This window comes from Klebsiella sp. M5al, from assembly GCF_002090195.1.
GTDB classification, from domain to species: domain Bacteria; phylum Pseudomonadota; class Gammaproteobacteria; order Enterobacterales; family Enterobacteriaceae; genus Klebsiella; species Klebsiella grimontii.
The window spans coordinates 5,323,814-5,347,181 of sequence record NZ_CP020657.1 but is presented as its reverse complement, the minus strand read 5'-3'; the positions used below and the strand labels follow the sequence as shown (position 1 = coordinate 5,347,181).

At 50.8% G+C, this 23,368-nt stretch carries 38 protein-coding genes and 1 rRNA gene; 33 read left to right on the top strand and 6 right to left on the bottom strand.

Translation table 11 applies throughout. The features are described 5' to 3' along the window. Positions 1-16 precede the first annotated feature (16 nt). The 26 genes from rpsS to BWI76_RS25695 all read left to right on the top strand — a co-directional run bounded on the left by rpsS (position 17) and on the right by BWI76_RS25695 (position 12,151). Complete coding sequence (gene rpsS / locus BWI76_RS25820) at positions 17-295, top strand: 30S ribosomal protein S19 (RefSeq protein WP_001138115.1); 279 nt, start codon at positions 17-19, stop codon at positions 293-295. Positions 296-309: 14 nt separating this feature from the next. Continuing rightward, entirely contained in the window at positions 310-642 is a 333-nt protein-coding gene (gene rplV, locus BWI76_RS25815) for a 50S ribosomal protein L22 (RefSeq protein WP_002919773.1), read from the top strand. A gap of 17 nt (positions 643-659) precedes the next feature. Continuing rightward, on the top strand, positions 660-1,358 hold the full coding sequence (gene rpsC, locus BWI76_RS25810; RefSeq protein WP_004106350.1) for a 30S ribosomal protein S3: 699 nt from the start codon (positions 660-662) through the stop codon (positions 1,356-1,358). 12 nt (positions 1,359-1,370) lie between these two features. Next, on the top strand, positions 1,371-1,781 hold the full coding sequence (gene rplP, locus BWI76_RS25805) for a 50S ribosomal protein L16 (protein WP_002919759.1): 411 nt from the start codon (positions 1,371-1,373) through the stop codon (positions 1,779-1,781). Beyond that, on the top strand, positions 1,781-1,972 hold the full coding sequence (gene rpmC, locus BWI76_RS25800; RefSeq protein WP_002919754.1) for a 50S ribosomal protein L29: 192 nt from the start codon (positions 1,781-1,783) through the stop codon (positions 1,970-1,972). Before rplP ends, rpmC begins: the two co-directional genes overlap by 1 nt. Then, on the top strand, positions 1,972-2,226 hold the full coding sequence (gene rpsQ, locus BWI76_RS25795; RefSeq protein WP_004106347.1) for a 30S ribosomal protein S17: 255 nt from the start codon (positions 1,972-1,974) through the stop codon (positions 2,224-2,226). The genes rpmC and rpsQ overlap by 1 nt, the downstream gene beginning before the upstream one ends. A gap of 165 nt (positions 2,227-2,391) precedes the next feature. Further along, positions 2,392-2,763, top strand: a complete 372-nt coding sequence (rplN, locus tag BWI76_RS25790; protein ID WP_000613954.1) for a 50S ribosomal protein L14 — start codon at positions 2,392-2,394, stop codon at positions 2,761-2,763. 10 nt (positions 2,764-2,773) lie between these two features. Then, positions 2,774-3,088: a 50S ribosomal protein L24 gene (gene rplX / locus BWI76_RS25785; protein ID WP_004106345.1), complete on the top strand. Its 315-nt coding sequence runs from the start codon at positions 2,774-2,776 to the stop codon at positions 3,086-3,088. Between the two features lie 14 nt (positions 3,089-3,102). After that, positions 3,103-3,642 carry a 50S ribosomal protein L5 gene (rplE, locus tag BWI76_RS25780; RefSeq protein ID WP_001096202.1) on the top strand — a complete coding sequence of 180 codons (540 nt, stop codon included), beginning with the start codon at positions 3,103-3,105 and terminating at the stop codon, positions 3,640-3,642. A 14-nt stretch (positions 3,643-3,656) separates the two neighbouring features. Then, complete coding sequence (gene rpsN, locus BWI76_RS25775) at positions 3,657-3,962, top strand: 30S ribosomal protein S14 (protein WP_002919667.1); 306 nt, start codon at positions 3,657-3,659, stop codon at positions 3,960-3,962. Between the two features lie 33 nt (positions 3,963-3,995). Then, the gene (gene rpsH / locus BWI76_RS25770; protein WP_004106343.1) at positions 3,996-4,388 is read left to right on the top strand and encodes a 30S ribosomal protein S8; all 393 of its coding nucleotides are present in this window, start codon (positions 3,996-3,998) and stop codon (positions 4,386-4,388) included. A gap of 12 nt (positions 4,389-4,400) precedes the next feature. Next, entirely contained in the window at positions 4,401-4,934 is a 534-nt protein-coding gene (gene rplF / locus BWI76_RS25765) for a 50S ribosomal protein L6 (protein ID WP_004106341.1), read from the top strand. 9 nt (positions 4,935-4,943) lie between these two features. After that, the gene (gene rplR, locus BWI76_RS25760) at positions 4,944-5,297 is read left to right on the top strand and encodes a 50S ribosomal protein L18 (RefSeq protein WP_000358960.1); all 354 of its coding nucleotides are present in this window, start codon (positions 4,944-4,946) and stop codon (positions 5,295-5,297) included. Positions 5,298-5,311: 14 nt separating this feature from the next. Further along, a complete protein-coding gene (gene rpsE / locus BWI76_RS25755) occupies positions 5,312-5,815 on the top strand; it encodes a 30S ribosomal protein S5 (protein ID WP_004106339.1) in 504 nt (167 codons plus the stop codon). 3 nt (positions 5,816-5,818) lie between these two features. Then, on the top strand, positions 5,819-5,998 hold the full coding sequence (gene rpmD, locus BWI76_RS25750; RefSeq protein ID WP_001140434.1) for a 50S ribosomal protein L30: 180 nt from the start codon (positions 5,819-5,821) through the stop codon (positions 5,996-5,998). A gap of 3 nt (positions 5,999-6,001) precedes the next feature. Beyond that, positions 6,002-6,436, top strand: coding sequence for a 50S ribosomal protein L15 (gene rplO / locus BWI76_RS25745; RefSeq protein WP_004106336.1), 435 nt, complete (start codon positions 6,002-6,004; stop codon positions 6,434-6,436). Positions 6,437-6,443: 7 nt separating this feature from the next. Next, positions 6,444-7,775: a preprotein translocase subunit SecY gene (gene secY / locus BWI76_RS25740; protein WP_004106334.1), complete on the top strand. Its 1,332-nt coding sequence runs from the start codon at positions 6,444-6,446 to the stop codon at positions 7,773-7,775. A 31-nt stretch (positions 7,776-7,806) separates the two neighbouring features. Continuing rightward, positions 7,807-7,923, top strand: coding sequence for a 50S ribosomal protein L36 (rpmJ, locus tag BWI76_RS25735; RefSeq protein WP_000868187.1), 117 nt, complete (start codon positions 7,807-7,809; stop codon positions 7,921-7,923). A gap of 146 nt (positions 7,924-8,069) precedes the next feature. Further along, a complete protein-coding gene (gene rpsM / locus BWI76_RS25730) occupies positions 8,070-8,426 on the top strand; it encodes a 30S ribosomal protein S13 (RefSeq protein WP_004106333.1) in 357 nt (118 codons plus the stop codon). A gap of 16 nt (positions 8,427-8,442) precedes the next feature. Then, positions 8,443-8,832, top strand: a complete 390-nt coding sequence (gene rpsK, locus BWI76_RS25725; protein WP_004138423.1) for a 30S ribosomal protein S11 — start codon at positions 8,443-8,445, stop codon at positions 8,830-8,832. 33 nt (positions 8,833-8,865) lie between these two features. Continuing rightward, positions 8,866-9,486 carry a 30S ribosomal protein S4 gene (rpsD, locus tag BWI76_RS25720; RefSeq protein ID WP_004125897.1) on the top strand — a complete coding sequence of 207 codons (621 nt, stop codon included), beginning with the start codon at positions 8,866-8,868 and terminating at the stop codon, positions 9,484-9,486. Positions 9,487-9,511: 25 nt separating this feature from the next. Next, positions 9,512-10,501, top strand: a complete 990-nt coding sequence (locus BWI76_RS25715; RefSeq protein ID WP_002919219.1) for a DNA-directed RNA polymerase subunit alpha — start codon at positions 9,512-9,514, stop codon at positions 10,499-10,501. Positions 10,502-10,541: 40 nt separating this feature from the next. Next, positions 10,542-10,928, top strand: a complete 387-nt coding sequence (rplQ, locus tag BWI76_RS25710) for a 50S ribosomal protein L17 (RefSeq protein ID WP_001216372.1) — start codon at positions 10,542-10,544, stop codon at positions 10,926-10,928. Between the two features lie 107 nt (positions 10,929-11,035). Further along, positions 11,036-11,404: a DUF1992 domain-containing protein gene (locus BWI76_RS25705; RefSeq protein WP_004138424.1), complete on the top strand. Its 369-nt coding sequence runs from the start codon at positions 11,036-11,038 to the stop codon at positions 11,402-11,404. Between the two features lie 2 nt (positions 11,405-11,406). Further along, complete coding sequence (gene zntR / locus BWI76_RS25700) at positions 11,407-11,832, top strand: Zn(2+)-responsive transcriptional regulator (RefSeq protein ID WP_004138425.1); 426 nt, start codon at positions 11,407-11,409, stop codon at positions 11,830-11,832. A 58-nt stretch (positions 11,833-11,890) separates the two neighbouring features. Then, positions 11,891-12,151: an alternative ribosome-rescue factor A gene (locus BWI76_RS25695; RefSeq protein WP_004138426.1), complete on the top strand. Its 261-nt coding sequence runs from the start codon at positions 11,891-11,893 to the stop codon at positions 12,149-12,151. Here BWI76_RS25695 and mscL read toward each other — a convergent pair. The 5 genes from mscL to def form a co-directional block, all read right to left on the bottom strand. After that, complete coding sequence (gene mscL / locus BWI76_RS25690; protein ID WP_004138427.1) at positions 12,105-12,518, bottom strand: large-conductance mechanosensitive channel protein MscL; 414 nt, start codon at positions 12,516-12,518, stop codon at positions 12,105-12,107. The genes BWI76_RS25695 and mscL overlap by 47 nt on opposite strands. A gap of 140 nt (positions 12,519-12,658) precedes the next feature. Further along, positions 12,659-14,035, bottom strand: a complete 1,377-nt coding sequence (gene trkA / locus BWI76_RS25685) for a Trk system potassium transporter TrkA (protein ID WP_004125888.1) — start codon at positions 14,033-14,035, stop codon at positions 12,659-12,661. Positions 14,036-14,056: 21 nt separating this feature from the next. Beyond that, positions 14,057-15,346, bottom strand: coding sequence for a 16S rRNA (cytosine(967)-C(5))-methyltransferase RsmB (gene rsmB / locus BWI76_RS25680; protein ID WP_004138428.1), 1,290 nt, complete (start codon positions 15,344-15,346; stop codon positions 14,057-14,059). Between the two features lie 52 nt (positions 15,347-15,398). After that, positions 15,399-16,346 (bottom strand): methionyl-tRNA formyltransferase, encoded by a 948-nt coding sequence (fmt, locus tag BWI76_RS25675; protein WP_004138430.1) that lies wholly within the window; start codon positions 16,344-16,346, stop codon positions 15,399-15,401. Positions 16,347-16,360: 14 nt separating this feature from the next. Further along, positions 16,361-16,870: a peptide deformylase gene (gene def / locus BWI76_RS25670; protein WP_004138433.1), complete on the bottom strand. Its 510-nt coding sequence runs from the start codon at positions 16,868-16,870 to the stop codon at positions 16,361-16,363. Between the two features lie 129 nt (positions 16,871-16,999). Here def and dprA point away from each other — a divergent pair, with 129 nt between their 5' ends. Genes dprA through BWI76_RS25640 form a run of 6 tightly spaced genes read left to right on the top strand, consistent with a single transcriptional unit; the run spans position 17,000 to position 20,792 of the window. Further along, complete coding sequence (dprA, locus tag BWI76_RS25665) at positions 17,000-18,124, top strand: DNA-protecting protein DprA (RefSeq protein WP_024360700.1); 1,125 nt, start codon at positions 17,000-17,002, stop codon at positions 18,122-18,124. Next, positions 18,096-18,569, top strand: a complete 474-nt coding sequence (gene smg / locus BWI76_RS25660) for a DUF494 family protein Smg (protein ID WP_004125874.1) — start codon at positions 18,096-18,098, stop codon at positions 18,567-18,569. The genes dprA and smg overlap by 29 nt, the downstream gene beginning before the upstream one ends. 27 nt (positions 18,570-18,596) lie before the next feature. Continuing rightward, positions 18,597-19,139: a type I DNA topoisomerase gene (locus tag BWI76_RS25655; RefSeq protein WP_004138439.1), complete on the top strand. Its 543-nt coding sequence runs from the start codon at positions 18,597-18,599 to the stop codon at positions 19,137-19,139. Between the two features lie 4 nt (positions 19,140-19,143). Continuing rightward, positions 19,144-19,716 (top strand): L-threonylcarbamoyladenylate synthase type 1 TsaC, encoded by a 573-nt coding sequence (gene tsaC / locus BWI76_RS25650; protein ID WP_004138440.1) that lies wholly within the window; start codon positions 19,144-19,146, stop codon positions 19,714-19,716. A gap of 3 nt (positions 19,717-19,719) precedes the next feature. Continuing rightward, positions 19,720-20,538, top strand: coding sequence for a shikimate dehydrogenase (gene aroE, locus BWI76_RS25645; protein WP_004138442.1), 819 nt, complete (start codon positions 19,720-19,722; stop codon positions 20,536-20,538). Then, complete coding sequence (locus BWI76_RS25640; RefSeq protein ID WP_004138448.1) at positions 20,535-20,792, top strand: DUF1488 domain-containing protein; 258 nt, start codon at positions 20,535-20,537, stop codon at positions 20,790-20,792. The genes aroE and BWI76_RS25640 overlap by 4 nt, the downstream gene beginning before the upstream one ends. Here the strand turns inward: BWI76_RS25640 and BWI76_RS25635 are convergent. Next, positions 20,768-21,322: a gamma carbonic anhydrase family protein gene (locus tag BWI76_RS25635; RefSeq protein ID WP_024360698.1), complete on the bottom strand. Its 555-nt coding sequence runs from the start codon at positions 21,320-21,322 to the stop codon at positions 20,768-20,770. The genes BWI76_RS25640 and BWI76_RS25635 overlap by 25 nt on opposite strands. 471 nt (positions 21,323-21,793) lie before the next feature. Between BWI76_RS25635 and BWI76_RS25620 the strand changes: the two genes are divergently transcribed. Then, positions 21,794-23,333, top strand: a 16S ribosomal RNA gene (locus tag BWI76_RS25620). Positions 23,334-23,368 lie beyond the last annotated feature (35 nt).

Here is a 23,368-nt window from a genome sequence, read left to right as displayed (position 1 = left end):
TTTTAGAGGATAAGCCATGCCACGTTCTCTCAAGAAAGGTCCTTTTATTGACCTGCACTTGCTGAAGAAGGTAGAGAAAGCGGTGGAAAGCGGAGACAAGAAGCCCCTGCGCACTTGGTCCCGTCGTTCAACGATCTTTCCTAACATGATCGGTTTGACCATCGCTGTCCATAATGGTCGTCAGCACGTTCCAGTTTTTGTTTCCGACGAAATGGTTGGTCACAAACTGGGTGAATTCGCACCGACTCGTACTTATCGCGGCCATGCTGCTGATAAAAAAGCGAAGAAGAAATAAGGTAGGAGGAAGAGATGGAAACTTTAGCTCAACATCGCCATGCTCGTTCTTCTGCTCAGAAGGTTCGCCTTGTTGCTGACCTGATTCGCGGTAAGAAAGTGTCGCAGGCCCTGGATATTCTGACCTACACCAATAAGAAAGCTGCTGTACTGGTCAAGAAGGTACTGGAATCTGCCATTGCTAACGCTGAACACAACGATGGCGCTGACATTGATGATCTGAAAGTTGCGAAAATTTTCGTAGACGAAGGCCCGAGCATGAAGCGCATTATGCCGCGTGCTAAAGGTCGTGCAGATCGCATCCTGAAGCGCACCAGCCACATTACTGTGGTTGTGTCCGATCGCTGAGACTCTGGAGACTAGCAATGGGTCAGAAAGTACATCCTAATGGTATTCGCCTGGGTATTGTAAAACCATGGAACTCAACCTGGTTTGCGAACACCAAAGAATTCGCTGACAACCTGGACAGCGATTTTAAAGTACGTCAGTACCTGACTAAGGAACTGGCGAAAGCGTCTGTATCTCGTATCGTTATCGAGCGTCCGGCTAAAAGCATTCGTGTGACCATTCACACTGCTCGCCCGGGTATCGTTATCGGTAAGAAAGGCGAAGACGTAGAAAAACTGCGCAAGGTCGTCGCGGATCTCGCTGGCGTGCCTGCACAGATCAATATTGCCGAAGTTCGTAAGCCTGAACTGGACGCTAAATTGGTTGCTGACAGCATCACTTCTCAGCTGGAACGTCGCGTTATGTTCCGTCGTGCTATGAAGCGTGCTGTACAGAACGCAATGCGTCTGGGCGCTAAAGGTATCAAAGTTGAAGTTAGCGGCCGTCTGGGCGGCGCGGAAATCGCACGTACCGAATGGTACCGTGAAGGTCGCGTACCGCTGCACACTCTGCGTGCTGACATCGACTACAACACCTCTGAAGCGCACACCACTTACGGTGTAATCGGCGTTAAGGTATGGATCTTCAAAGGTGAGATCCTGGGTGGTATGGCTGCTGTTGAACAACCGGAACCGGCTGCTCAACCTAAAAAGCAGCAGCGTAAAGGCCGTAAATAAGGAGCGTCGCTGATGTTACAACCAAAGCGTACAAAATTCCGTAAAGTGCATAAAGGCCGCAACCGTGGTCTGGCGCAGGGTACGGATGTTAGCTTCGGCACTTTCGGTCTGAAAGCTGTTGGCCGTGGTCGTCTGACTGCACGTCAGATCGAAGCAGCACGTCGTGCTATGACCCGTGCAGTTAAGCGTCAAGGTAAGATCTGGATCCGTGTATTCCCGGACAAACCGATCACCGAGAAGCCGCTGGAAGTTCGTATGGGTAAAGGTAAAGGTAACGTGGAGTACTGGGTTGCCTTGATTCAGCCGGGTAAAGTCCTTTATGAAATGGACGGCGTACCGGAAGAGCTGGCCCGTGAAGCATTCGGCCTGGCAGCAGCGAAACTGCCGATCAAAACCACCTTTGTAACTAAGACGGTGATGTAATGAAAGCAAAAGAGCTGCGTGAAAAAAGCGTTGAAGAGCTGAACGCTGAGCTGCTGAACCTGCTGCGTGAGCAGTTCAACCTGCGTATGCAGGCTGCAAGTGGCCAGCTGCAACAGACTCATCTGCTGAAGCAAGTGCGTCGTGATGTTGCACGCGTTAAGACTTTACTGACTCAGAAGGCGGGTGCGTAATGACCGATAAAATCCGTACTCTGCAAGGTCGCGTGGTTAGCGACAAAATGGAGAAATCCATTGTTGTTGCTATCGAACGTATGGTGAAACACCCGGTATACGGCAAATTCATCAAGCGTACGACCAAACTGCACGTACATGACGAGAACAACGAATGCGGTATCGGTGACGTGGTTGAAATCCGCGAATGCCGTCCGCTGTCCAAGACTAAGTCCTGGACGCTGGTTCGCGTTGTAGAGAAAGCGGTTCTGTAATACAGTACGCATTCTCGATACGGATAAACGGCTCAGCGATGAGCCGTTTATTTTTTCTACCCATATCTGATTTGCGGTGTTATAATGCCGCGCCCTCGATATGGGGCTTTTTTAACGACCCTATTTTTGGGTCTCAGTAGTAGTTGACATTAGCGGAGCACTAAAATGATCCAAGAACAGACTATGCTGAACGTCGCCGACAACTCCGGTGCACGTCGCGTAATGTGTATCAAGGTTCTGGGTGGCTCGCACCGTCGCTACGCAGGCGTAGGCGACATCATCAAGATCACCATCAAGGAAGCAATTCCGCGTGGTAAGGTCAAAAAAGGTGATGTGCTGAAGGCGGTAGTGGTGCGCACCAAGAAGGGTGTTCGTCGCCCGGACGGTTCTGTCATTCGCTTCGATGGTAATGCATGCGTTATTTTAAACAATAACAGCGAGCAGCCCATCGGTACGCGTATTTTTGGGCCGGTAACTCGTGAACTTCGTAACGAGAAGTTCATGAAAATTATCTCTCTGGCCCCAGAAGTACTCTAAGGAGCGAATCATGGCAGCGAAAATCCGTCGTGATGACGAAGTTATCGTGTTAACCGGTAAAGATAAAGGTAAACGCGGTAAAGTTAAGAATGTCTTGTCTTCCGGCAAGCTCATTGTTGAAGGTATCAACCTGGTTAAGAAACACCAGAAGCCGGTTCCGGCTCTGAACCAACCAGGCGGCATCGTTGAAAAAGAAGCTGCTATTCAGGTTTCTAACGTTGCGATCTTCAATGCGGCAACCGGCAAGGCTGACCGTGTAGGCTTTAGATTCGAAGACGGCAAAAAAGTCCGTTTCTTCAAATCTAATAGCGAAACTATCAAGTAATTTGGAGTAGTACGATGGCGAAACTGCATGATTACTACAAAGACGAAGTAGTTAAAAAACTCATGACTGAGTTTAACTACAATTCTGTCATGCAAGTCCCTCGGGTCGAGAAGATCACCCTGAACATGGGTGTTGGTGAAGCGATCGCTGACAAGAAACTGCTGGATAACGCAGCAGCCGATCTGACAGCAATCTCCGGTCAAAAACCGCTGATCACCAAAGCACGCAAATCAGTTGCAGGCTTCAAAATCCGTCAGGGCTATCCGATCGGCTGTAAAGTAACTCTGCGTGGCGAACGCATGTGGGAGTTCTTTGAGCGCCTGATCACTATTGCTGTACCGCGTATCCGTGACTTCCGTGGCTTGTCCGCTAAGTCTTTCGACGGTCGTGGCAACTACAGCATGGGTGTCCGTGAGCAGATCATCTTCCCAGAAATCGACTACGATAAAGTCGACCGCGTTCGTGGTTTGGATATTACCATTACCACTACTGCGAAATCTGATGAAGAAGGCCGCGCTCTGCTGGCTGCCTTTGACTTCCCGTTCCGCAAGTAAGGTAGGGTTACTTAATGGCTAAGCAATCAATGAAAGCACGCGAAGTAAAGCGCGTGGCTTTAGCTGATAAATTCTTCGCTAAACGCGCTGAACTGAAAGCTATCATCTCTGATGTGAACGCAACCGACGAAGATCGTTGGAACGCTGTTCTCAAGCTGCAGACTCTGCCGCGTGATTCCAGCCCGTCTCGTCAGCGTAATCGCTGCCGTCAAACAGGTCGTCCGCATGGTTTCCTGCGGAAGTTCGGGTTGAGCCGTATCAAGGTCCGTGAAGCCGCAATGCGCGGTGAAATCCCGGGTCTGAAAAAGGCTAGCTGGTAATTGTCACCAATTGAATCACGGGAGTAAAGACAGATGAGCATGCAAGATCCGATCGCGGATATGCTGACCCGTATCCGTAACGGTCAGGCCGCGAATAAAGCTGCGGTCACCATGCCTTCCTCCAAGCTGAAAGTGGCAATTGCCAACGTGCTGAAGGAAGAAGGCTTTATTGAAGATTTTAAAGTTGAAGGCGACATCAAGCCGGAACTGGAACTGACTCTTAAGTATTTCCAGGGTAAAGCTGTTGTAGAAAGCATTCAGCGTGTCAGCCGCCCAGGTCTGCGCATCTACAAACGTAAAGATGAGCTGCCGAAAGTTATGGCGGGTCTGGGTATCGCGGTTATTTCTACCTCTAAAGGTGTTATGACCGATCGTGCAGCGCGCCAGGCTGGTCTTGGTGGCGAAATTATCTGCTACGTAGCCTAATCGGAGGAAAAAATGTCTCGTGTTGCTAAAGCACCGGTCGTTGTTCCTGCCGGCGTTGATGTAAAAATCAACGGTCAGGTTATTACGATCAAAGGTAAAAACGGCGAGCTGACTCGTACCCTCAACAATGCTGTTGAAGTTAAACATGCAGATAATGCTCTGACCTTCGGTCCGCGTGATGGTTTCGTGGATGGGTGGGCTCAGGCTGGTACCGCGCGTGCCCTGCTGAACTCAATGGTTGTTGGTGTTACCGAAGGCTTCACTAAAAAGCTTCAGCTGGTTGGTGTAGGCTATCGTGCAGCGGTCAAAGGGGATGTAGTAAACCTGGCTTTAGGTTTCTCTCATCCTGTTGAGCATAAACTGCCGGCCGGTATCACTGCAGAATGTCCGACTCAAACTGAAATCGTGCTGAAAGGCGCTGATAAGCAGGTGATCGGTCAGGTTGCAGCAGATCTGCGCGCCTACCGTCGTCCTGAGCCTTATAAAGGCAAGGGTGTTCGTTACGCCGACGAAGTCGTGCGTACCAAAGAGGCTAAGAAGAAGTAAGGTAACACTATGGATAAGAAATCTGCTCGTATCCGTCGTGCGACCCGCGCACGCCGCAAGCTCCAGGAGCTGGGTGCAACTCGCCTGGTGGTACATCGTACCCCGCGTCATATTTACGCACAGGTAATTGCACCGAACGGTTCTGAAGTTCTGGTAGCTGCTTCTACTGTAGAAAAAGCTATCGCTGAACAACTGAAGTACACCGGTAACAAAGACGCGGCAGCAGCTGTGGGTAAAGCTGTTGCTGAACGCGCTCTGGAAAAAGGCATCAAAGATGTTTCCTTTGACCGTTCCGGGTTCCAATATCATGGTCGTGTCCAGGCACTGGCAGATGCTGCCCGTGAAGCTGGCCTTCAGTTCTAAGGTAGAGGTGTAAGATGGCTCACATCGAAAAACAAGCTGGCGAACTGCAGGAAAAGCTGATCGCGGTTAACCGCGTATCTAAAACCGTTAAAGGTGGTCGTATTTTCTCCTTCACAGCTCTGACTGTAGTTGGTGACGGTAACGGTCGCGTTGGTTTTGGTTACGGTAAAGCGCGTGAAGTTCCAGCAGCGATCCAGAAAGCGATGGAAAAAGCCCGTCGCAATATGATTAATGTCGCGCTGAACCACGGCACCCTGCAACACCCGGTTAAAGGTGTTCACACGGGTTCTCGTGTATTCATGCAGCCAGCTTCCGAAGGTACCGGTATCATTGCCGGTGGTGCAATGCGCGCCGTTCTGGAAGTTGCTGGAGTTCATAACGTTCTGGCCAAAGCATATGGTTCCACCAACCCGATCAACGTGGTTCGTGCAACTATTGATGGCCTGGAAAATATGAATTCTCCAGAAATGGTCGCTGCCAAGCGTGGTAAATCCGTTGAAGAAATTCTGGGGAAATAAACCATGGCAAAGACTATTAAAATTACTCAAACCCGCAGTGCAATCGGTCGTTTGCCGAAACACAAGGCAACGCTGCTTGGCCTGGGTCTGCGTCGTATTGGTCACACCGTAGAGCGCGAGGATACTCCTGCTGTTCGTGGTATGGTCAACGCGGTTTCCTTCATGGTTAAAGTTGAGGAGTAAGAGATGCGTTTAAATACTCTGTCTCCGGCCGAAGGCTCCAAAAAGGCGGGTAAACGCCTGGGTCGTGGTATCGGTTCTGGCCTCGGTAAAACCGGTGGTCGTGGTCACAAAGGTCAGAACTCTCGTTCTGGCGGTGGCGTACGTCGCGGTTTCGAAGGTGGTCAGATGCCTCTGTACCGTCGTCTGCCGAAATTCGGCTTCACTTCTCGTAAAGCGATGATCACGGCAGAAGTTCGTCTGTCTGATCTGGCTCACGTAGAAGGCGATGTTATCGACCTGAACACGCTGAAAGCGGCTAACATTATCGGTATCCAGATCGAATTCGCGAAAGTGATCCTGTCTGGTGAAGTATCTCGTCCGGTAACTGTTCGTGGCCTGCGCGTGACTAAAGGTGCTCGTGCTGCTATCGAAGCTGCTGGCGGTAAAATTGAGGAATAAGTAGCAGATGGCTAAGCAACCGGGATTAGATTTTCAAAGTGCCAAAGGTGGGATTGGCGAACTGAAGCGCAGACTGTTGTTTGTAATCGGTGCGTTGATTGTGTTCCGTATTGGCTCTTTTATTCCGATCCCTGGTATTGATGCCGCTGTACTTGCCAAACTGCTTGAGCAACAGCGAGGCACCATCATTGAAATGTTCAACATGTTCTCTGGTGGTGCTCTCAGCCGTGCTTCTATCTTTGCGTTGGGTATCATGCCGTATATTTCGGCATCGATCATTGTCCAGCTGTTGACGGTTGTTTATCAGCCGTTAGCAGAGCTGAAGAAAGAAGGGGAGTCTGGTCGTCGTAAGATCAGCCAGTACACCCGCTACGGTACTCTGGTGCTGGCGATATTCCAGTCGATCGGTATTGCTACCGGTCTGCCGAATATGCCTGGTATGCAGGGCCTGGTGATTAATCCAGGCTTTGCATTCTATTTCACCGCTGTTGTTAGTCTGGTTTCAGGAACAATGTTCCTGATGTGGCTCGGCGAACAGATTACTGAACGTGGTATCGGAAACGGTATCTCGATCATTATCTTTGCCGGTATCGTTGCGGGTCTCCCGCCAGCCATCGCCCATACTATCGAGCAAGCGCGTCAAGGCGACCTGCACTTCCTCCTGTTGCTGTTGGTTGCAGTATTAGTATTTGCAGTGACCTTCTTTGTTGTCTTTGTTGAGCGTGGCCAACGCCGCATTGTGGTAAACTACGCTAAGCGTCAACAGGGTCGTCGTGTCTATGCTGCACAGAGCACACATTTACCGCTGAAAGTGAATATGGCAGGGGTCATCCCGGCAATCTTCGCTTCCAGTATTATTCTGTTCCCGGCAACCATTACATCATGGTTCGGGGGCGGTACTGGTTGGAACTGGCTGACAACAATTTCGCTGTATTTGCAGCCTGGGCAACCGCTTTATGTGTTACTCTATGCGTCTGCAATCATCTTCTTCTGTTTCTTCTATACGGCGTTGGTTTTCAACCCGCGTGAAACAGCAGATAACCTGAAGAAGTCCGGTGCATTTGTACCAGGAATTCGTCCGGGAGAGCAAACGGCGAAGTATATCGATAAAGTAATGACTCGCCTGACTTTGGTCGGTGCGTTATACATCACTTTTATCTGCCTGATCCCGGAGTTCATGCGTGATGCAATGAAAGTACCGTTCTACTTCGGTGGGACCTCACTGCTTATCGTTGTTGTCGTGATTATGGACTTTATGGCTCAAGTGCAAACTCTGATGATGTCGAGTCAGTACGAGTCTGCATTGAAGAAGGCGAACCTGAAAGGCTACGGCCGCTAACAGGTCGCTCGAGAAGTTACGGAGAGTAAAAATGAAAGTTCGTGCTTCCGTCAAGAAATTATGCCGTAACTGCAAAATCGTTAAGCGTGATGGCGTCATCCGCGTGATTTGCAGTGCCGAGCCGAAGCATAAACAGCGCCAAGGCTGATTTATTCGCATATTTTTCTTGCAAAGTTGGGTTGAGCTGGCTAGATTAGCCAGCCAATCTTTTGTATGTCTGTACGTTTCCATTTGAGTATCCTGAAAACGGGCTTTTCAGCATGGTGCGTACATATTAAATAGTAGGAGTGCATAGTGGCCCGTATAGCAGGCATTAACATTCCTGATCACAAACATACCGTAATCGCATTAACTGCCATTTTCGGTATCGGCAAGACCCGCTCTAAAGCCATCTGTGCTGACACGGGTATCGCTGAAAATGTTAAGATCAGTGAGCTGTCTGAAGAACAAATTGAATCCCTGCGTGAAGCGGTTGGTAAATTTGTCGTTGAAGGTGATCTGCGCCGTGAAATCACCCTGAGCATCAAGCGTCTGATGGACCTTGGTTGCTATCGTGGTTTACGCCATCGTCGTGGTCTTCCGGTTCGCGGTCAGCGTACTAAGACCAACGCACGTACCCGTAAGGGTCCGCGTAAACCGATCAAGAAATAGTCGGGGTGATTGAATAATGGCAAAGGCACCAGTTCGTGCACGTAAGCGTGTAAGAAAACAAGTCTCTGATGGCGTGGCTCATGTCCATGCTTCTTTTAACAACACCATCGTTACCATTACCGATCGTCAGGGTAACGCGCTGGGTTGGGCAACAGCCGGTGGTTCCGGTTTCCGTGGTTCTCGCAAATCCACTCCGTTTGCAGCTCAGGTTGCAGCAGAGCGTTGCGCTGAAGCCGTAAAAGAATACGGCATCAAGAATCTGGAAGTTATGGTCAAAGGTCCGGGTCCAGGTCGCGAATCTACTATTCGTGCACTGAACGCCGCTGGTTTCCGCATCACGAATATTACTGATGTGACTCCGATCCCTCATAACGGTTGTCGTCCGCCGAAAAAACGTCGCGTATAACGCGTTCGTTTCTAGGATTGTTGGAGAAAGAAAATGGCAAGATATTTGGGTCCTAAGCTCAAGCTGAGCCGTCGTGAGGGCACAGACCTGTTCCTTAAGTCTGGCGTTCGCGCGATCGATACCAAGTGTAAAATTGAACAAGCTCCTGGCCAGCACGGTGCGCGTAAACCGCGTCTGTCTGACTATGGTGTGCAGTTGCGTGAAAAGCAAAAAGTTCGCCGTATGTACGGTGTGCTGGAGCGTCAGTTCCGTAACTACTATAAAGAAGCAGCGCGTCTGAAAGGCAACACCGGTGAAAACCTGTTGACTCTGCTGGAAGGTCGTCTGGACAACGTTGTATACCGTATGGGCTTCGGCGCGACTCGTGCTGAATCACGTCAGCTGGTTAGCCACAAAGCTATCATGGTAAACGGTCGTGTTGTTAACATCGCTTCTTATCAGGTTAAAGCGAATGACGTTGTCAGCATTCGTGAGAAAGCGAAAAAGCAATCTCGCGTGAAAGCCGCTCTGGAGCTGGCTGAGCAGCGTGAAAAGCCAACCTGGCTGGAAGTTGATGCTGGCAAGATGGAAGGTACGTTCAAGCGTCAGCCGGAACGTTCTGATCTGTCTGCGGACATTAACGAACACCTGATCGTCGAGCTTTACTCCAAGTAAAGCTTAGTACCAAAGAGAGGACACAATGCAGGGTTCTGTGACAGAGTTTCTAAAACCGCGCCTGGTCGATATCGAGCAAGTGAGTTCGACGCACGCCAAGGTGACCCTTGAACCTTTAGAGCGTGGCTTTGGCCATACTCTGGGTAACGCACTGCGCCGTATTCTGCTCTCATCGATGCCGGGTTGCGCGGTGACCGAGGTTGAGATTGATGGTGTACTTCATGAGTACAGCACCAAAGAAGGCGTTCAGGAAGATATCCTTGAAATCCTGCTCAACCTGAAAGGGCTGGCGGTGAGAGTTCAGGGTAAAGATGAAGTTATCCTTACTTTGAACAAATCTGGCATTGGCCCTGTGACCGCAGCCGACATTACCCATGACGGTGATGTCGAAATCGTCAAGCCGCAACATGTGATCTGCCACCTGACCGATGAGAACGCAGCTATTAGCATGCGTATCAAAGTTCAGCGCGGTCGCGGTTATGTGCCGGCTTCTGCCCGAATTCATTCGGAAGAAGATGAGCGCCCAATCGGCCGTCTGCTGGTCGACGCATGCTACAGCCCGGTAGAGCGTATTGCCTACAATGTTGAAGCAGCGCGTGTAGAACAGCGTACCGACCTGGACAAGCTGGTCATCGAAATGGAAACCAACGGAACAATCGATCCTGAAGAGGCGATTCGTCGTGCGGCAACCATCCTGGCAGAACAACTGGAAGCTTTCGTTGATTTACGTGATGTACGTCAGCCGGAAGTGAAAGAAGAGAAACCAGAATTCGATCCGATCCTGCTGCGCCCTGTTGACGATCTCGAATTGACTGTCCGCTCTGCTAACTGCCTTAAGGCAGAAGCTATCCACTATATCGGTGATCTGGTACAGCGTACCGAGGTTGAGTTGCTGAAAACGCCGAACCTGGGTAAAAAATCTCTTACCGAGATTAAAGACGTGCTGGCTTCACGTGGTCTGTCTCTGGGCATGCGCCTGGAAAACTGGCCACCGGCAAGCATTGCTGACGAGTAACCGGATCACAGGTTAAGGTTTTACTGAGAAGGATAAGGTCATGCGCCATCGTAAGAGTGGTCGTCAACTGAACCGCAACAGCAGCCATCGCCAGGCTATGTTCCGTAACATGGCTGGTTCGCTGGTTCGTCATGAAATCATCAAGACGACCCTGCCGAAAGCGAAAGAACTGCGTCGCGTAGTTGAGCCGCTGATTACTCTTGCCAAGACTGATAGCGTTGCTAATCGTCGTCTGGCATTCGCCCGCACTCGTGATAACGAGATCGTGGCAAAACTGTTTAACGAGCTGGGCCCGCGTTTCGCGAGCCGCGCCGGTGGTTACACTCGTATTCTGAAGTGTGGCTTCCGTGCAGGCGACAACGCGCCGATGGCATACATCGAGCTGGTTGATCGCTCTGAATCGAAAGCAGAAGCTGCTGCAGAGTAATCTGTAGTAACGTAAAAAAACCCGCTCCGGCGGGTTTTTTTATATCCACCCTATTCCTGCTTGTTTACAATATCTGCATTATTTTTGTTCATCGCCGGAGCCTTATGATGTGGTTACTGGATCAGTGGGCAGAGCGCCATATTCTTGATGCACAGCGCAAAGGTGAGTTAGATAATCTTCCGGGAAGTGGGGAACCTCTTTCTCTGGATGACGACTCGCATGTGCCAGCTGAGCTGCGCGCAGGTTACCGATTACTCAAAAATGCAGGTTGTTTACCTCCCGAACTCGAACATCGTAAAGAAGCGGTAATGCTCACTGACCTACTGAAAGGTGTACAGGAGAGCGATCCGCGCTATGCGGAACTGAGCCGTCGTTTGGCGCTACTCGAGTTAAAGCTGCGACAGGCGGGCCTGAACACGGACTTCCTGCGTGGAGATTACGCTGATAAGTTGCTACATAAAATTAATGAGGAGTAATCATGTACCGTATTGGTGAACTGGCAAAATTGGCTGACGTTACTCCCGACACCATCCGCTACTACGAAAAGCAGCAGATGATGGATCACAATGTGCGTACGGAAGGTGGATTTCGCCTCTATACGGACAACGACTTACAGAGGCTGCGTTTTATTCGCTATGCCAGACAGCTCGGTTTCACGCTAGAATCGATCCGCGAACTTCTCTCGATCCGCATCGATCCAGAGCATCACACCTGCCAGGAATCTAAAGGTATTGTGCAGGTCCGTTTGAGCGAAGTGGAATCCCGGATTAAAGAGCTACAAACCATGCGTCGCTCTTTGCAGCGCCTCAATGATGCTTGCTGCGGCACAGCGCACAGCAGCGTCTATTGTTCAATTCTTGAAGCGCTTGAGCAGGGGGCCAGCAACCAAAATACAGCACGTTGATTTTTGCATCAGTCGCGTCTACACTCAGGCCGATTTCTTTTACTAATCTGGAGAGTTTATGAGCCGCTATCAGCATACGAAAGGGCAAATAAAAGATAACGCCATTGAGGCATTACTTCATGACCCATTATTCAGGCAGAGAGTTGAGAAGAACAGGAAAGGGAAAGGCAGCTACCAAAGAAAAGAAAAACATGCAGGACGGAATGGTCGGGAGGCCAGTGGCAAGAAAGTAATTAACTTTCTTACCACTGGCCTTCTGCTTTTGACGCTTCTTAAGAACGATTATTTTGTTCTTTCAACAGGTCACGAATTTCGCTAAGCAGGACTTCTTCTTTGGTCGGGGCCGGTGGTGCTGCCGGGGTTTCTTCTTTTTTTCTGTTCAATTTATTCATCAGTTTGATTGCCATAAAAATGGCAAACGCCACGATAATAAAATCGAAGACGTTCTGGATGAATACGCCATAATGCATTACGACCGCTGGGATGTCTCCCTGGGCGTCCCGTAGCGTGACAGCAAACTGTTTAAAGTCGATTCCGCCAATGAGTAAACCTAGCGGTGGCATAATAATATCGGCAACTAACGACGATACGATTTTACCAAAGGCTGCACCAATGATGACACCGACTGCCAAATCAACCACGTTCCCGCGCATCGCAAATTCGCGAAATTCTTTTAAAAAACTCATTTTATTCTCCTTGAGCCAGCTAACACTGATAAGTTTAACAAATGTATTCCTATTTTCCATTACTGGGGAATAATTGCAGAAAAATATTATCCTTTGATATATAAGGGATAAAAGAAAGGCGTCCCGTCGACGCCTGCGAACTACAGGAAGAAAGGACTTGGCTGGAATAGTCTCTCAACATCAGAGATGAATTTTTTGTCCGTCAGGAACATAACGACATGATCCCCTTGCTCAATACGCAGATTATTATTCGCGATCATGACATCATTACCGCGTACTACTGCGCCAATAATTGTTCCGGGGGGAAGCTTAATCTCATCGATAGCGCGACCAACGACCCGCGAAGTGCTTTCATCTCCGTGCGCTACAGCTTCAATGGCCTCCGCGACACCGCGGCGCAGAGAGGAAACGCCGACAATATCAGCTTTCCGCACATGGCTGAGCAGAGCTGAAATAGTTGCCTGCTGCGGTGATATTGCAATGTCGATCACGCTCCCCTGAACAAGATCAACGTAGGCGCGGCGTTGGATCAGTACCATCACTTTTTTGGCGCCCATGCGTTTTGCGAGCATGGCAGACATAATATTGGCTTCATCATCGTTGGTGACGGCAATGAAAAGATCGACCTGATCGATATGTTCTTCCGCCAGCAATTCTTGATCTGATGCATCACCGTAAAAGACAATTGTATTTTGCAGCTTTTCTGCGAGCTCTGCGGCACGCTGTTGATTACGTTCAATAAGCTTGACGCTGTAATCTTTCTCCAGCTTATGGGCGAGTCCGGCCCCGATGTTTCCCCCGCCAACCAGCATGATGCGCTTGTACGGTTTTTCAAGGCGCTGAAGTTCGCTCATCACTGCACGGATATGCTGTGATGCGGCGATGAAAAACACCTCATCACCGGCCTCTACGATTGTTGATCCTTGTGGCCTGATAGGACGATCGTGGCGGAAAATAGCCGCTACGCGTGTATCAATATGCGGCATATGCTCACGCATAGTTGAAAGCGCGTTTCCCACCAAAGGGCCGCCATAATAAGCTTTAACGACTGCAAGGCTGACTTTTCCTTCAGCAAAATTAACCACCTGCAGCGCGCCTGGGTACTCGATCAGACGGTGAATACTGTCAATTACCAACTGCTCTGGAGCGATGAGGTGGTCAATAGGAACCGCTTCTGAATGGAAAAGTTTATCGGCATCGCGTACATAATCCGGGGAACGGATGCGGGCAATACGATTTGGTGTATTAAACAGCGAATAGGCGACCTGGCAGGCCACCATGTTCGTTTCATCTGAGCTGGTCACTGCAACCAACATGTCGGCATCATCCGCACCGGCCTCGCGCAGCACGCGCGGGTGCGAGCCGTGGCCCTGAACCACTCTGAGATCAAATTTGTCCTGAAGACTGCGAAGGCGGTCGCCATTCGTGTCTACCAGCGTAATATCGTTGTTCTCACCGACAAGGTTTTCTGCCAGAGTTCCGCCGACCTGCCCTGCGCCCAATATGATAATTTTCATCAGTCGCGACTCGTTGTCTCATTACTTTTTGATTAGCTTAGCGTAAAAGAAGCCGTCACCTTGCTCGGCGCCTGGCAAATTTTGCTGGCCCGGTAAATCTGCATCGCCGGTTTCGTTAAGAACCGCATCAGCTGTACGTTGCAGGAAGGCTTTTATTTGCTGGCTGTTCTCTTCTGGCAATACGGAACATGTCGCGTAAACCAGAGTGCCGCCGGATTTCAGGTGCGGCCATACGGCATCCAGAATTTCAGCCTGGAGCTGGGCCAGTTCCGCGATATCACGATCCCGGCGCAGCCATTTGATATCCGGGTGACGGCGAATAACACCGGTGGCGGAACAAGGGGCATCCAACAGAATACGATCGAACTGCTGCTCGCCACACCATTGGGCTGGATAACGGCCATCGCCTTGTTTGACGGTCGCTTTCATGCCCAGACGCTTCAGGTTGTCATAGACGCGGGAGAGTCGCTGCTCATCAACGTCGACAGCCAGAACCTGTGCTTCGGGCGCCGCTTCGAGAATATGGGTGGTTTTACCACCCGGGGCAGCGCATAGATCCAAAATATACTCGTCGTTTTGCGGATCAAGGAATGTCATGCAGCCTTGGGCAGAGGCATCCTGCACGGTCACCCAACCTGCCTCAAACCCGGGCAATGCGTGGACCGGTACCGGTGTTTCCAGGCGCACGGCGTCAGGGTAAGCAGGATGAGTAAACCCTTTCATTCCCGCCTCTTCCAGTAAAGCCAGCCAGCTGTCGCGCGAATGATGGACGCGGTTTACCCGCAACCACATCGGCGGGCGCTGGTTGTTCGCTTCCACAATGGCTTCCCACTGTGCTGGATAGGCTTTTTGCAGACGTTTCAATAACCAGGAAGGATGTAAAAAGCGGATCTCGCTACGAGAAAATTCAGCTAACAGCTCTTCCTGCTGACGTTGAAACTGGCGCAAGACCCCATTGATCAACCCTTTGAGCTGCGGACGTTTAATAGCAACGGCGCCTTCAACGGTTTCCGCCAAAGCTGCATGAGGCGGAATGCGTGTGTATAACAGTTGATAAAAGCCCACCATAATCAGGTAGTGCACAACACGCTGCTTACCCGTCATCGGCCGGGACATGAGCTTGCCGATCAGCCAATCTAACTGTGAAAGCGTACGTAGCACGCCAAAGCATAGTTCCTGAAGCAGCGCTTTATCTTTATCAGAGACTTTCTGTTGCAGCGGCGGCAGAACGTTGCTTAAGGATTGCCCTTGTTCGAGAACCTGTTCAACGGCCTGCGCTGCCAGACTGCGTAAATTGAGTTGTTTTTTCATAAGTACAAAAATAAAAATGCCCGGTAACACCGGGCGTATTAAGAAAGGAGCGTCAGACCAGACGGCTGCCAGGTACAAACCATTCCCGGCGCGAGTTTAATAGATCCTGAGCACTCATGGCTTTTTTCCCGGCTGGCTGTAGCGAGAGTAAATTCAGAACCCCGTCCCCGGTTGCGACCTGAATTCCCCGTTTTGTCGCTTCAAGAATGGTCCCCGGCTCGGCTTTTGTTGCCGTGTCGATCGCCGATGCCTGCCAGACTTTCACCGGCTGACCATCAATTTCTATCCAACTCATTGGCCATGGGTTAAAGGCGCGAATGCAGCGTTCTAGCTGTGCAGCGGAAAGAGACCAGTCGATACGCGCTTCTTCTTTGCTGAGTTTTTGCGCATGGGTAACCAGCGCTTCATCCTGTACAACCGGTTTTGCGGTGCCTGCGGCAAGCTGCTTAAGGGTTTCGATAAGCCCCTGGGGGCCCAGGTTCGCCAGCTTGTCGTACAGCGTCCCGCTGGTGTCTTCTGCGGTGATCGGGCACGCAAGCTTATACAGCATATCACCCGTATCGAGACCAACATCCATCTGCATGATAGTTACACCCGTCTCGGCATCGCCAGCCCAAAGCGAACGTTGAATCGGGGCCGCACCGCGCCAGCGCGGAAGCAGCGAGCCGTGAACGTTAATGCAGCCCAGGCGTGGAATATCAAGTACGGCTTTTGGCAGAAGGAGGCCATAGGCCACGACGACCATAACATCTGCGCGCAGGTCAGAGACGAGTTGCTGGTTTTCCTGCGGACGTAACGAAGCTGGCTGGAATACCGGTATGCCTTGCTCTTCCGCCAGAACTTTTACCGGGCTGGGCATGAGTTTTTTACCACGACCAGCCGGACGGTCCGGTTGGGTGAACACGCCAACAACGTTATGTCCAGAGGAGAGCAGCGCGTCGAGATGACGCGCTGCAAAGTCAGGTGTGCCCGCAAAAATAATACGTAGTGAATCTGACACGTTAATTCTCGTCCTTAAGCTCGGGCATTCAGGCGATCAAGTTTCTCAACTTTCTGACGAATGCGTTGTTGCTTGAGCGGCGACAGGTAGTCGATGAACAGCTTACCGACGAGGTGATCCATCTCATGCTGAATACAGATTGCCAGCAGACCATCAGCTTCAAGCTCATAAGGTTTACCTTCACGATCGAGCGCGCGGATTTTCACCTTTTCTGCACGTGGTACTAAAGCACGCTGTTCAGGAATAGAGAGACAACCCTCTTCAATACCTGTTTCTCCGCTCTTTTCCAGCAGCTCAGGGTTAATTAATACCAGCTGCTCTTCACGATTTTCTGATACGTCAATAACGATAATGCGCTGATGAATATCTACCTGCGTTGCGGCCAGACCGATACCTTCTTCAGCGTACATCGTCTCGAACATATCATCGACGATACGCTGAATTTCTGCATTTACTTCTTCTACCGGTTTTGCGACTTTGCGAAGGCGCTCGTCCGGAATATGTAACACTTGCAAAACTGACATAGTTATCCAGAGTTGTGTTCAGGAGTTGGAAAGATTATTACCTCTATTCTAGACAAAACCCCCTGCAATTGACAGTCTCACTGACCAATCGCAAAGATTGTTAAAGTCGCTTGTGGCAGGGGAATAGGGATGACGCCGAGGGAAATTTGGTTACGTTTGATGAGAGTGAGCAGCCTGTATGGAGAAGGTGCTATCAGTGCTGCACGCCAGCTATGTTCATCTCCGACGCTAGAGCGAGAAGAGTTGCGTGCCCGTGGTTTGAATCTGGCGCAATCGAAGCATTTCCTCGGTGTTAACCAATGCGAAATCGATGCCACGCTGCAATGGCTGGAGCGGCCCAATTGCTATTTACTGACTGCCGAAGATCCGCTTTACCCACCCCAACTGCGGGCGATTGTCGACTTTCCTTGCGCTCTTTTAGTATGTGGAGATCCTGCGCTACTCAGTAGCCGGCAGCTGTCCGTCATCGGGAGTCGGTCGCACTCGTGGTATGGCGCTCGTTGGGGAAAACTATTTAGCGAAGCTTTAGCGCGTTATGGCATTACGATCACGAGCGGTCTGGCCCTTGGCATTGATGGTATTGCTCATCGTGGTGCGCTGGAAGGGAAAGGTAAAACGGTGGCAGTTTTAGGGAATGGCTTAGGAGAGATCTATCCTCGTCGCCATCAGGCGTTAGCGGAACAGATAATTAACGGTGGCGGAGCCGTCATTTCTGAGTTCCCGCTGTTTACTCCGCCCCTGCCGGGCAATTTTCCCCGTCGTAACCGAATTATCAGTGGCCTAAGCGCCGGTGTGTTGGTTATTGAAGCTGCGCTGAAAAGTGGCTCATTAGTGACGGTTCGGTATGCGCTGGAGCAGGGAAGGGATGTATTTGCTCTGCCAGGGCCGATTGGCAGCCCGGGTTCAGAAGGTCCTCATTGGCTCATCAAGCAGGGCGCGATTCCCGTAACAGCCCCTGAAGATATCGTCGAATACTGGCGAGATGAGCTACCGTATATTCTTCCTGAGCCAGATGAGGTAAATAATTGCGGTAATCGGCCTTCTGTAGCATTGCCATTTCCAGAGCTCCTGGCTAACGTAGGAGATGAGGTAACACCTGTTGACGTTGTCGCTGAACGTGCCGGCCAATCTGTGCCAGTAACCGTAGCCCAGCTACTAGAACTGGAGTTAGCAGGCTGGATCGCAGCTGTACCCGGCGGCTATGTCCGATTAAGGAGGGCAAGCCATGTTCGACGTACTGATGTATCTGTTTGAAACTTACATCCATAACGAAGCAGAAATGCGCGTGGATCAGGACAAGCTGACTCGGGATCTGACCGATGCCGGTTTTGAACGAGAAGATATCTATAACGCCCTAATGTGGCTCGAAAAACTGGCTGATTACCAGGAGGGGCTTGTTGCACCCATGCAGCTAGCTTCTGACCCACTCTCGTTACGAGTCTATACTGACGAGGAGTGTCAGCGTCTTGATGCGAGTTGCCGGGGATTCTTACTATTCCTTGAGCAAATTCAGGTGTTGAACCTCGAAACACGGGAAATGGTGATAGAGCGCGTGCTGGCGCTGGATACGGCAGAATTCGATCTGGAGGATCTCAAATGGGTGATTCTGATGGTGCTGTTCAATATTCCCGGTTGCGAAAATGCCTACCAGCAAATGGAAGAATTACTCTTTGAAGTAAATGAAGGTATGCTGCACTAACTTTTTTGCTGCGACATTAGAATTGTTATGACCAAAACAGCGCTGTTTTCGGTGCGTAAAAACGAACCCTGCCCGCAGTGTGGGGCTGAACTGGTAATACGCTCCGGGAAGCACGGGCCTTTTCTCGGCTGCTCGCATTATCCTGACTGTGACTATGTCCGCCCCCTGAAAAGCCAGGCGGACGGACATATTGTCAAAGTTCTGGAGGGGCAAACGTGTCCGTCCTGCGGCGCGGTGCTGGTACTCCGCCAAGGGCGTTTTGGTATGTTTATCGGTTGCAGCAGCTATCCTGATTGCGAACATACTGAACTTATCGATAAGCCGGATGAAACTGCAATAGCCTGCCCACAATGCGGACAAGGGCATCTGGTTCAGCGCCGTTCACGGTTTGGAAAAAACTTCCATTCCTGCGATCGTTACCCCGATTGTCAGTTCGTCATTAACTTCAGGCCAGTGGCGGGCGAGTGTCCTGAGTGTCATTACCCGTTGCTAATCGAAAAGAAAACGGCGCAGGGCGTTAAGCGCTTCTGCGCCAGCAAACAATGTGGAAAGCCGATATCGGCGGAATAAATCTGTGAATAATAACCTGCCCTCAGAAGCCATCGTACGCGCTGTGGCGCTTCTGAATAATGAACATGTCATCGCCTATCCAACAGAAGCCGTTTTTGGCGTCGGTTGCGATCCCGATAGCGAAAAAGCCGTCATGAGTCTGCTCGCACTGAAGCAGCGTCCCGTTGAAAAGGGGCTGATTCTGATTGCTGCGAACTTTGAGCAACTCAAGCCGTATATTGACGATACGCAGCTGAGTGATGCGCAGCTAGCGGCTATTTTTTCGTGTTGGCCTGGGCCGGTAACATTTGTCTTCCCTGCCTGCGCTTCAACGCCGCGTTGGTTGACCGGGCGCTTCAATTCATTGGCGGTACGAGTCACGGATCATCCGCTGGTGGTCGAACTGTGTAAGGCTTACGGGAAACCGCTTGTTTCTACCAGCGCAAATTTATCGGGCCAGCCTCCTTGTCGCACGACGGCTGAGGTTTATACGCAGTTTGGCGCTGATTTCCCGGTAGTCGATGGGGCAACGGGCGGGCGTCAAAACCCATCTGAAATACGTGACGCCTTGACGGGCGAACTCTTCCGCCAGGGGTAACTCATGGAAACTTATGCCGTCTTCGGAAACCCGATTGCCCATAGCAAGTCGCCATCTATTCATCGGCTTTTTGCGCAGCAGCTGCAAATTACGCATCCCTATGGCCGTATCCTGGCTCCGCTCGATGATTTTGTTACCACGCTCGATGCTTTCTTTAATGAAGGTGGTAAGGGAGCGAACGTCACCGTGCCTTTTAAAGAAGAGGCCTTCGCGCGAGCTGATGAGTTAACTGAACGCGCAGCGCTGGCTGGTGCGGTCAATACGCTTAAACGGTTGGAGGATGGCCGCCTGCTTGGGGACAATACCGATGGTATTGGACTACTGAGCGATCTGGAACGGCTTGGTTTTATTAAACCTGGATTCCGGGTGTTGCTTATTGGCGCAGGTGGGGCTTCACGCGGCGTATTGCTTCCTCTCCTGTCGCTGGATTGCGCCGTGACTATTGTTAATCGTACCTATTCTCGCGCCCATGAACTGGCTACGCTTTTTTCTCATACCGGCAGCGTCCGCGCTTTAGATATAGAAGCATTGGGCGGTCAGGAATTTGATCTGATTGTTAATGCGACGTCCAGCGGTATTGACGGCGATGTTCCCTCGATCCCTGTTACCTTAATAAATCCTCATGTCTGTTGTTATGACATGTTTTACCAGAAAGGCTGTACGCCATTTTTAGCCCTCTGCCAGCAACACGGTGCGACAAAATGCGCTGATGGGTTGGGAATGCTGGTGGCGCAGGCTGCCCATGCGGTGCTGTTATGGCATGGCGTACTGCCAGAAATTAGGCCAGTCATTGCAGCGTTGCAGAAGGAACTGAATGCGTGAACCAGGCTATTCAGTTTCCAGACAGAGAGATATGGGATGAAGCGCATCAATGTATCGCTTTTCCGGCATTAGTTAACGGCATGCAGCTTACCTGCGCCTTAACGTTAACGGTGCTCAAGAAGCGTTTTGGCGGTGAAGAACCCGCACAATGGCTGGCCGCTTTTCGTGAACATCGCTGGGATCTGGAAGATGAAGCCCAGGATCTCATTCTCGACCAGCGGGAAGATGCTCAGGGTTGGGTCTGGCTTTCCTGATCGAGATAATCACCTTTCCACTTTACATAGTTATTCGCTGAATATATGAGCCCCGCGATTTCCGCCTCCGTCAGGGGGCGTATCTGTTTTACCGGGTTACCAAAGTAAAGGTAGCCACTCTTGAGGCGTTTGTTCTGAGGCACCAGACTACCTGCGCCAATCATTATGTCGTCTTCAACAATCACGCCATCCAACAAAATCGAACCCATCCCGACCAGTACCCGATTACCAATAGTGCAGCCGTGTAGCATCACCTTATGCCCGACGGTGACATCATCGCCAATGATCAGTGGATTGCCTTGCGGATTAGATGGTGATTTATGCGTGACATGTAAGACGCTACCGTCCTGAATGTTGGTGCGAGCGCCTATTTCGACGTAATTCACATCGCCGCGAATCGCGACCAGAGGCCAGATACTGACGTCATCAGCCATTCTTACATCACCGATCACCACGCTGCTGCTGTCGATCATCACGCGCAGGCCCGTTTTAGGGAATAAATCTTTATAACGACGTAAACTGGTGGTCATGGTTACCTCAATAAACGAAGGGAGTGCAGAGACTTTGGTTGCTTTTTTGGCCGTCTGCAACCCTTTATTGTGGTAAAAATTGAGCGAATTGAGCAAGAACGCCGCGAAGCGGCTGAAAAACCATCATTTGGAAAAAAAGATCGAAAAAAGGCTTGTGCAAAAAAATGGGATCCCTATAATGCGCCTCCATCGACACGGCAGATGTGAATCACTTCACAAACAACCCGGTCGGTTGAAGAGAAAAAATCCTGGAATAACGGGTTGACTCTGAAAGAGGAAAGCGTAATATACGCCACCTCGCAACGGTGAGCGAAAGCCGCGTTGCACTGCTCTTTAACAATTTATCAGACAATCTGTGTGGGCACTCAAAGTGACATGGATTCTTAACGTCTTCGGACGAAAAATGAATACCAAGTCTCTGAGTGAACATACGTAATTCATTACGAAGTTTAATTCACGAGCATCAAACTTAAATTGAAGAGTTTGATCATGGCTCAGATTGAACGCTGGCGGCAGGCCTAACACATGCAAGTCGAACGGTAGCACAGAGAGCTTGCTCTCGGGTGACGAGTGGCGGACGGGTGAGTAATGTCTGGGAAACTGCCTGATGGAGGGGGATAACTACTGGAAACGGTAGCTAATACCGCATAACGTCGCAAGACCAAAGAGGGGGACCTTCGGGCCTCTTGCCATCAGATGTGCCCAGATGGGATTAGCTAGTAGGTGGGGTAACGGCTCACCTAGGCGACGATCCCTAGCTGGTCTGAGAGGATGACCAGCCACACTGGAACTGAGACACGGTCCAGACTCCTACGGGAGGCAGCAGTGGGGAATATTGCACAATGGGCGCAAGCCTGATGCAGCCATGCCGCGTGTATGAAGAAGGCCTTCGGGTTGTAAAGTACTTTCAGCGGGGAGGAAGGCGATAAGGTTAATAACCTTGTCGATTGACGTTACCCGCAGAAGAAGCACCGGCTAACTCCGTGCCAGCAGCCGCGGTAATACGGAGGGTGCAAGCGTTAATCGGAATTACTGGGCGTAAAGCGCACGCAGGCGGTCTGTCAAGTCGGATGTGAAATCCCCGGGCTCAACCTGGGAACTGCATTCGAAACTGGCAGGCTGGAGTCTTGTAGAGGGGGGTAGAATTCCAGGTGTAGCGGTGAAATGCGTAGAGATCTGGAGGAATACCGGTGGCGAAGGCGGCCCCCTGGACAAAGACTGACGCTCAGGTGCGAAAGCGTGGGGAGCAAACAGGATTAGATACCCTGGTAGTCCACGCTGTAAACGATGTCGACTTGGAGGTTGTTCCCTTGAGGAGTGGCTTCCGGAGCTAACGCGTTAAGTCGACCGCCTGGGGAGTACGGCCGCAAGGTTAAAACTCAAATGAATTGACGGGGGCCCGCACAAGCGGTGGAGCATGTGGTTTAATTCGATGCAACGCGAAGAACCTTACCTACTCTTGACATCCACGGAACTTAGCAGAGATGCTTTGGTGCCTTCGGGAACCGTGAGACAGGTGCTGCATGGCTGTCGTCAGCTCGTGTTGTGAAATGTTGGGTTAAGTCCCGCAACGAGCGCAACCCTTATCCTTTGTTGCCAGCGGTCCGGCCGGGAACTCAAAGGAGACTGCCAGTGATAAACTGGAGGAAGGTGGGGATGACGTCAAGTCATCATGGCCCTTACGAGTAGGGCTACACACGTGCTACAATGGCATATACAAAGAGAAGCGACCTCGCGAGAGCAAGCGGACCTCATAAAGTATGTCGTAGTCCGGATTGGAGTCTGCAACTCGACTCCATGAAGTCGGAATCGCTAGTAATCGTGGATCAGAATGCCACGGTGAATACGTTCCCGGGCCTTGTACACACCGCCCGTCACACCATGGGAGTGGGTTGCAAAAGAAGTAGGTAGCTTAACCTTCGGGAGGGCGCTTACCACTTTGTGATTCATGACTGGGGTGAAGTCGTAACAAGGTAACCGTAGGGGAACCTGCGGTTGGATCACCTCCTTACCTGAAAGAACCTGCCTTTGTAGTGTCCACACAGA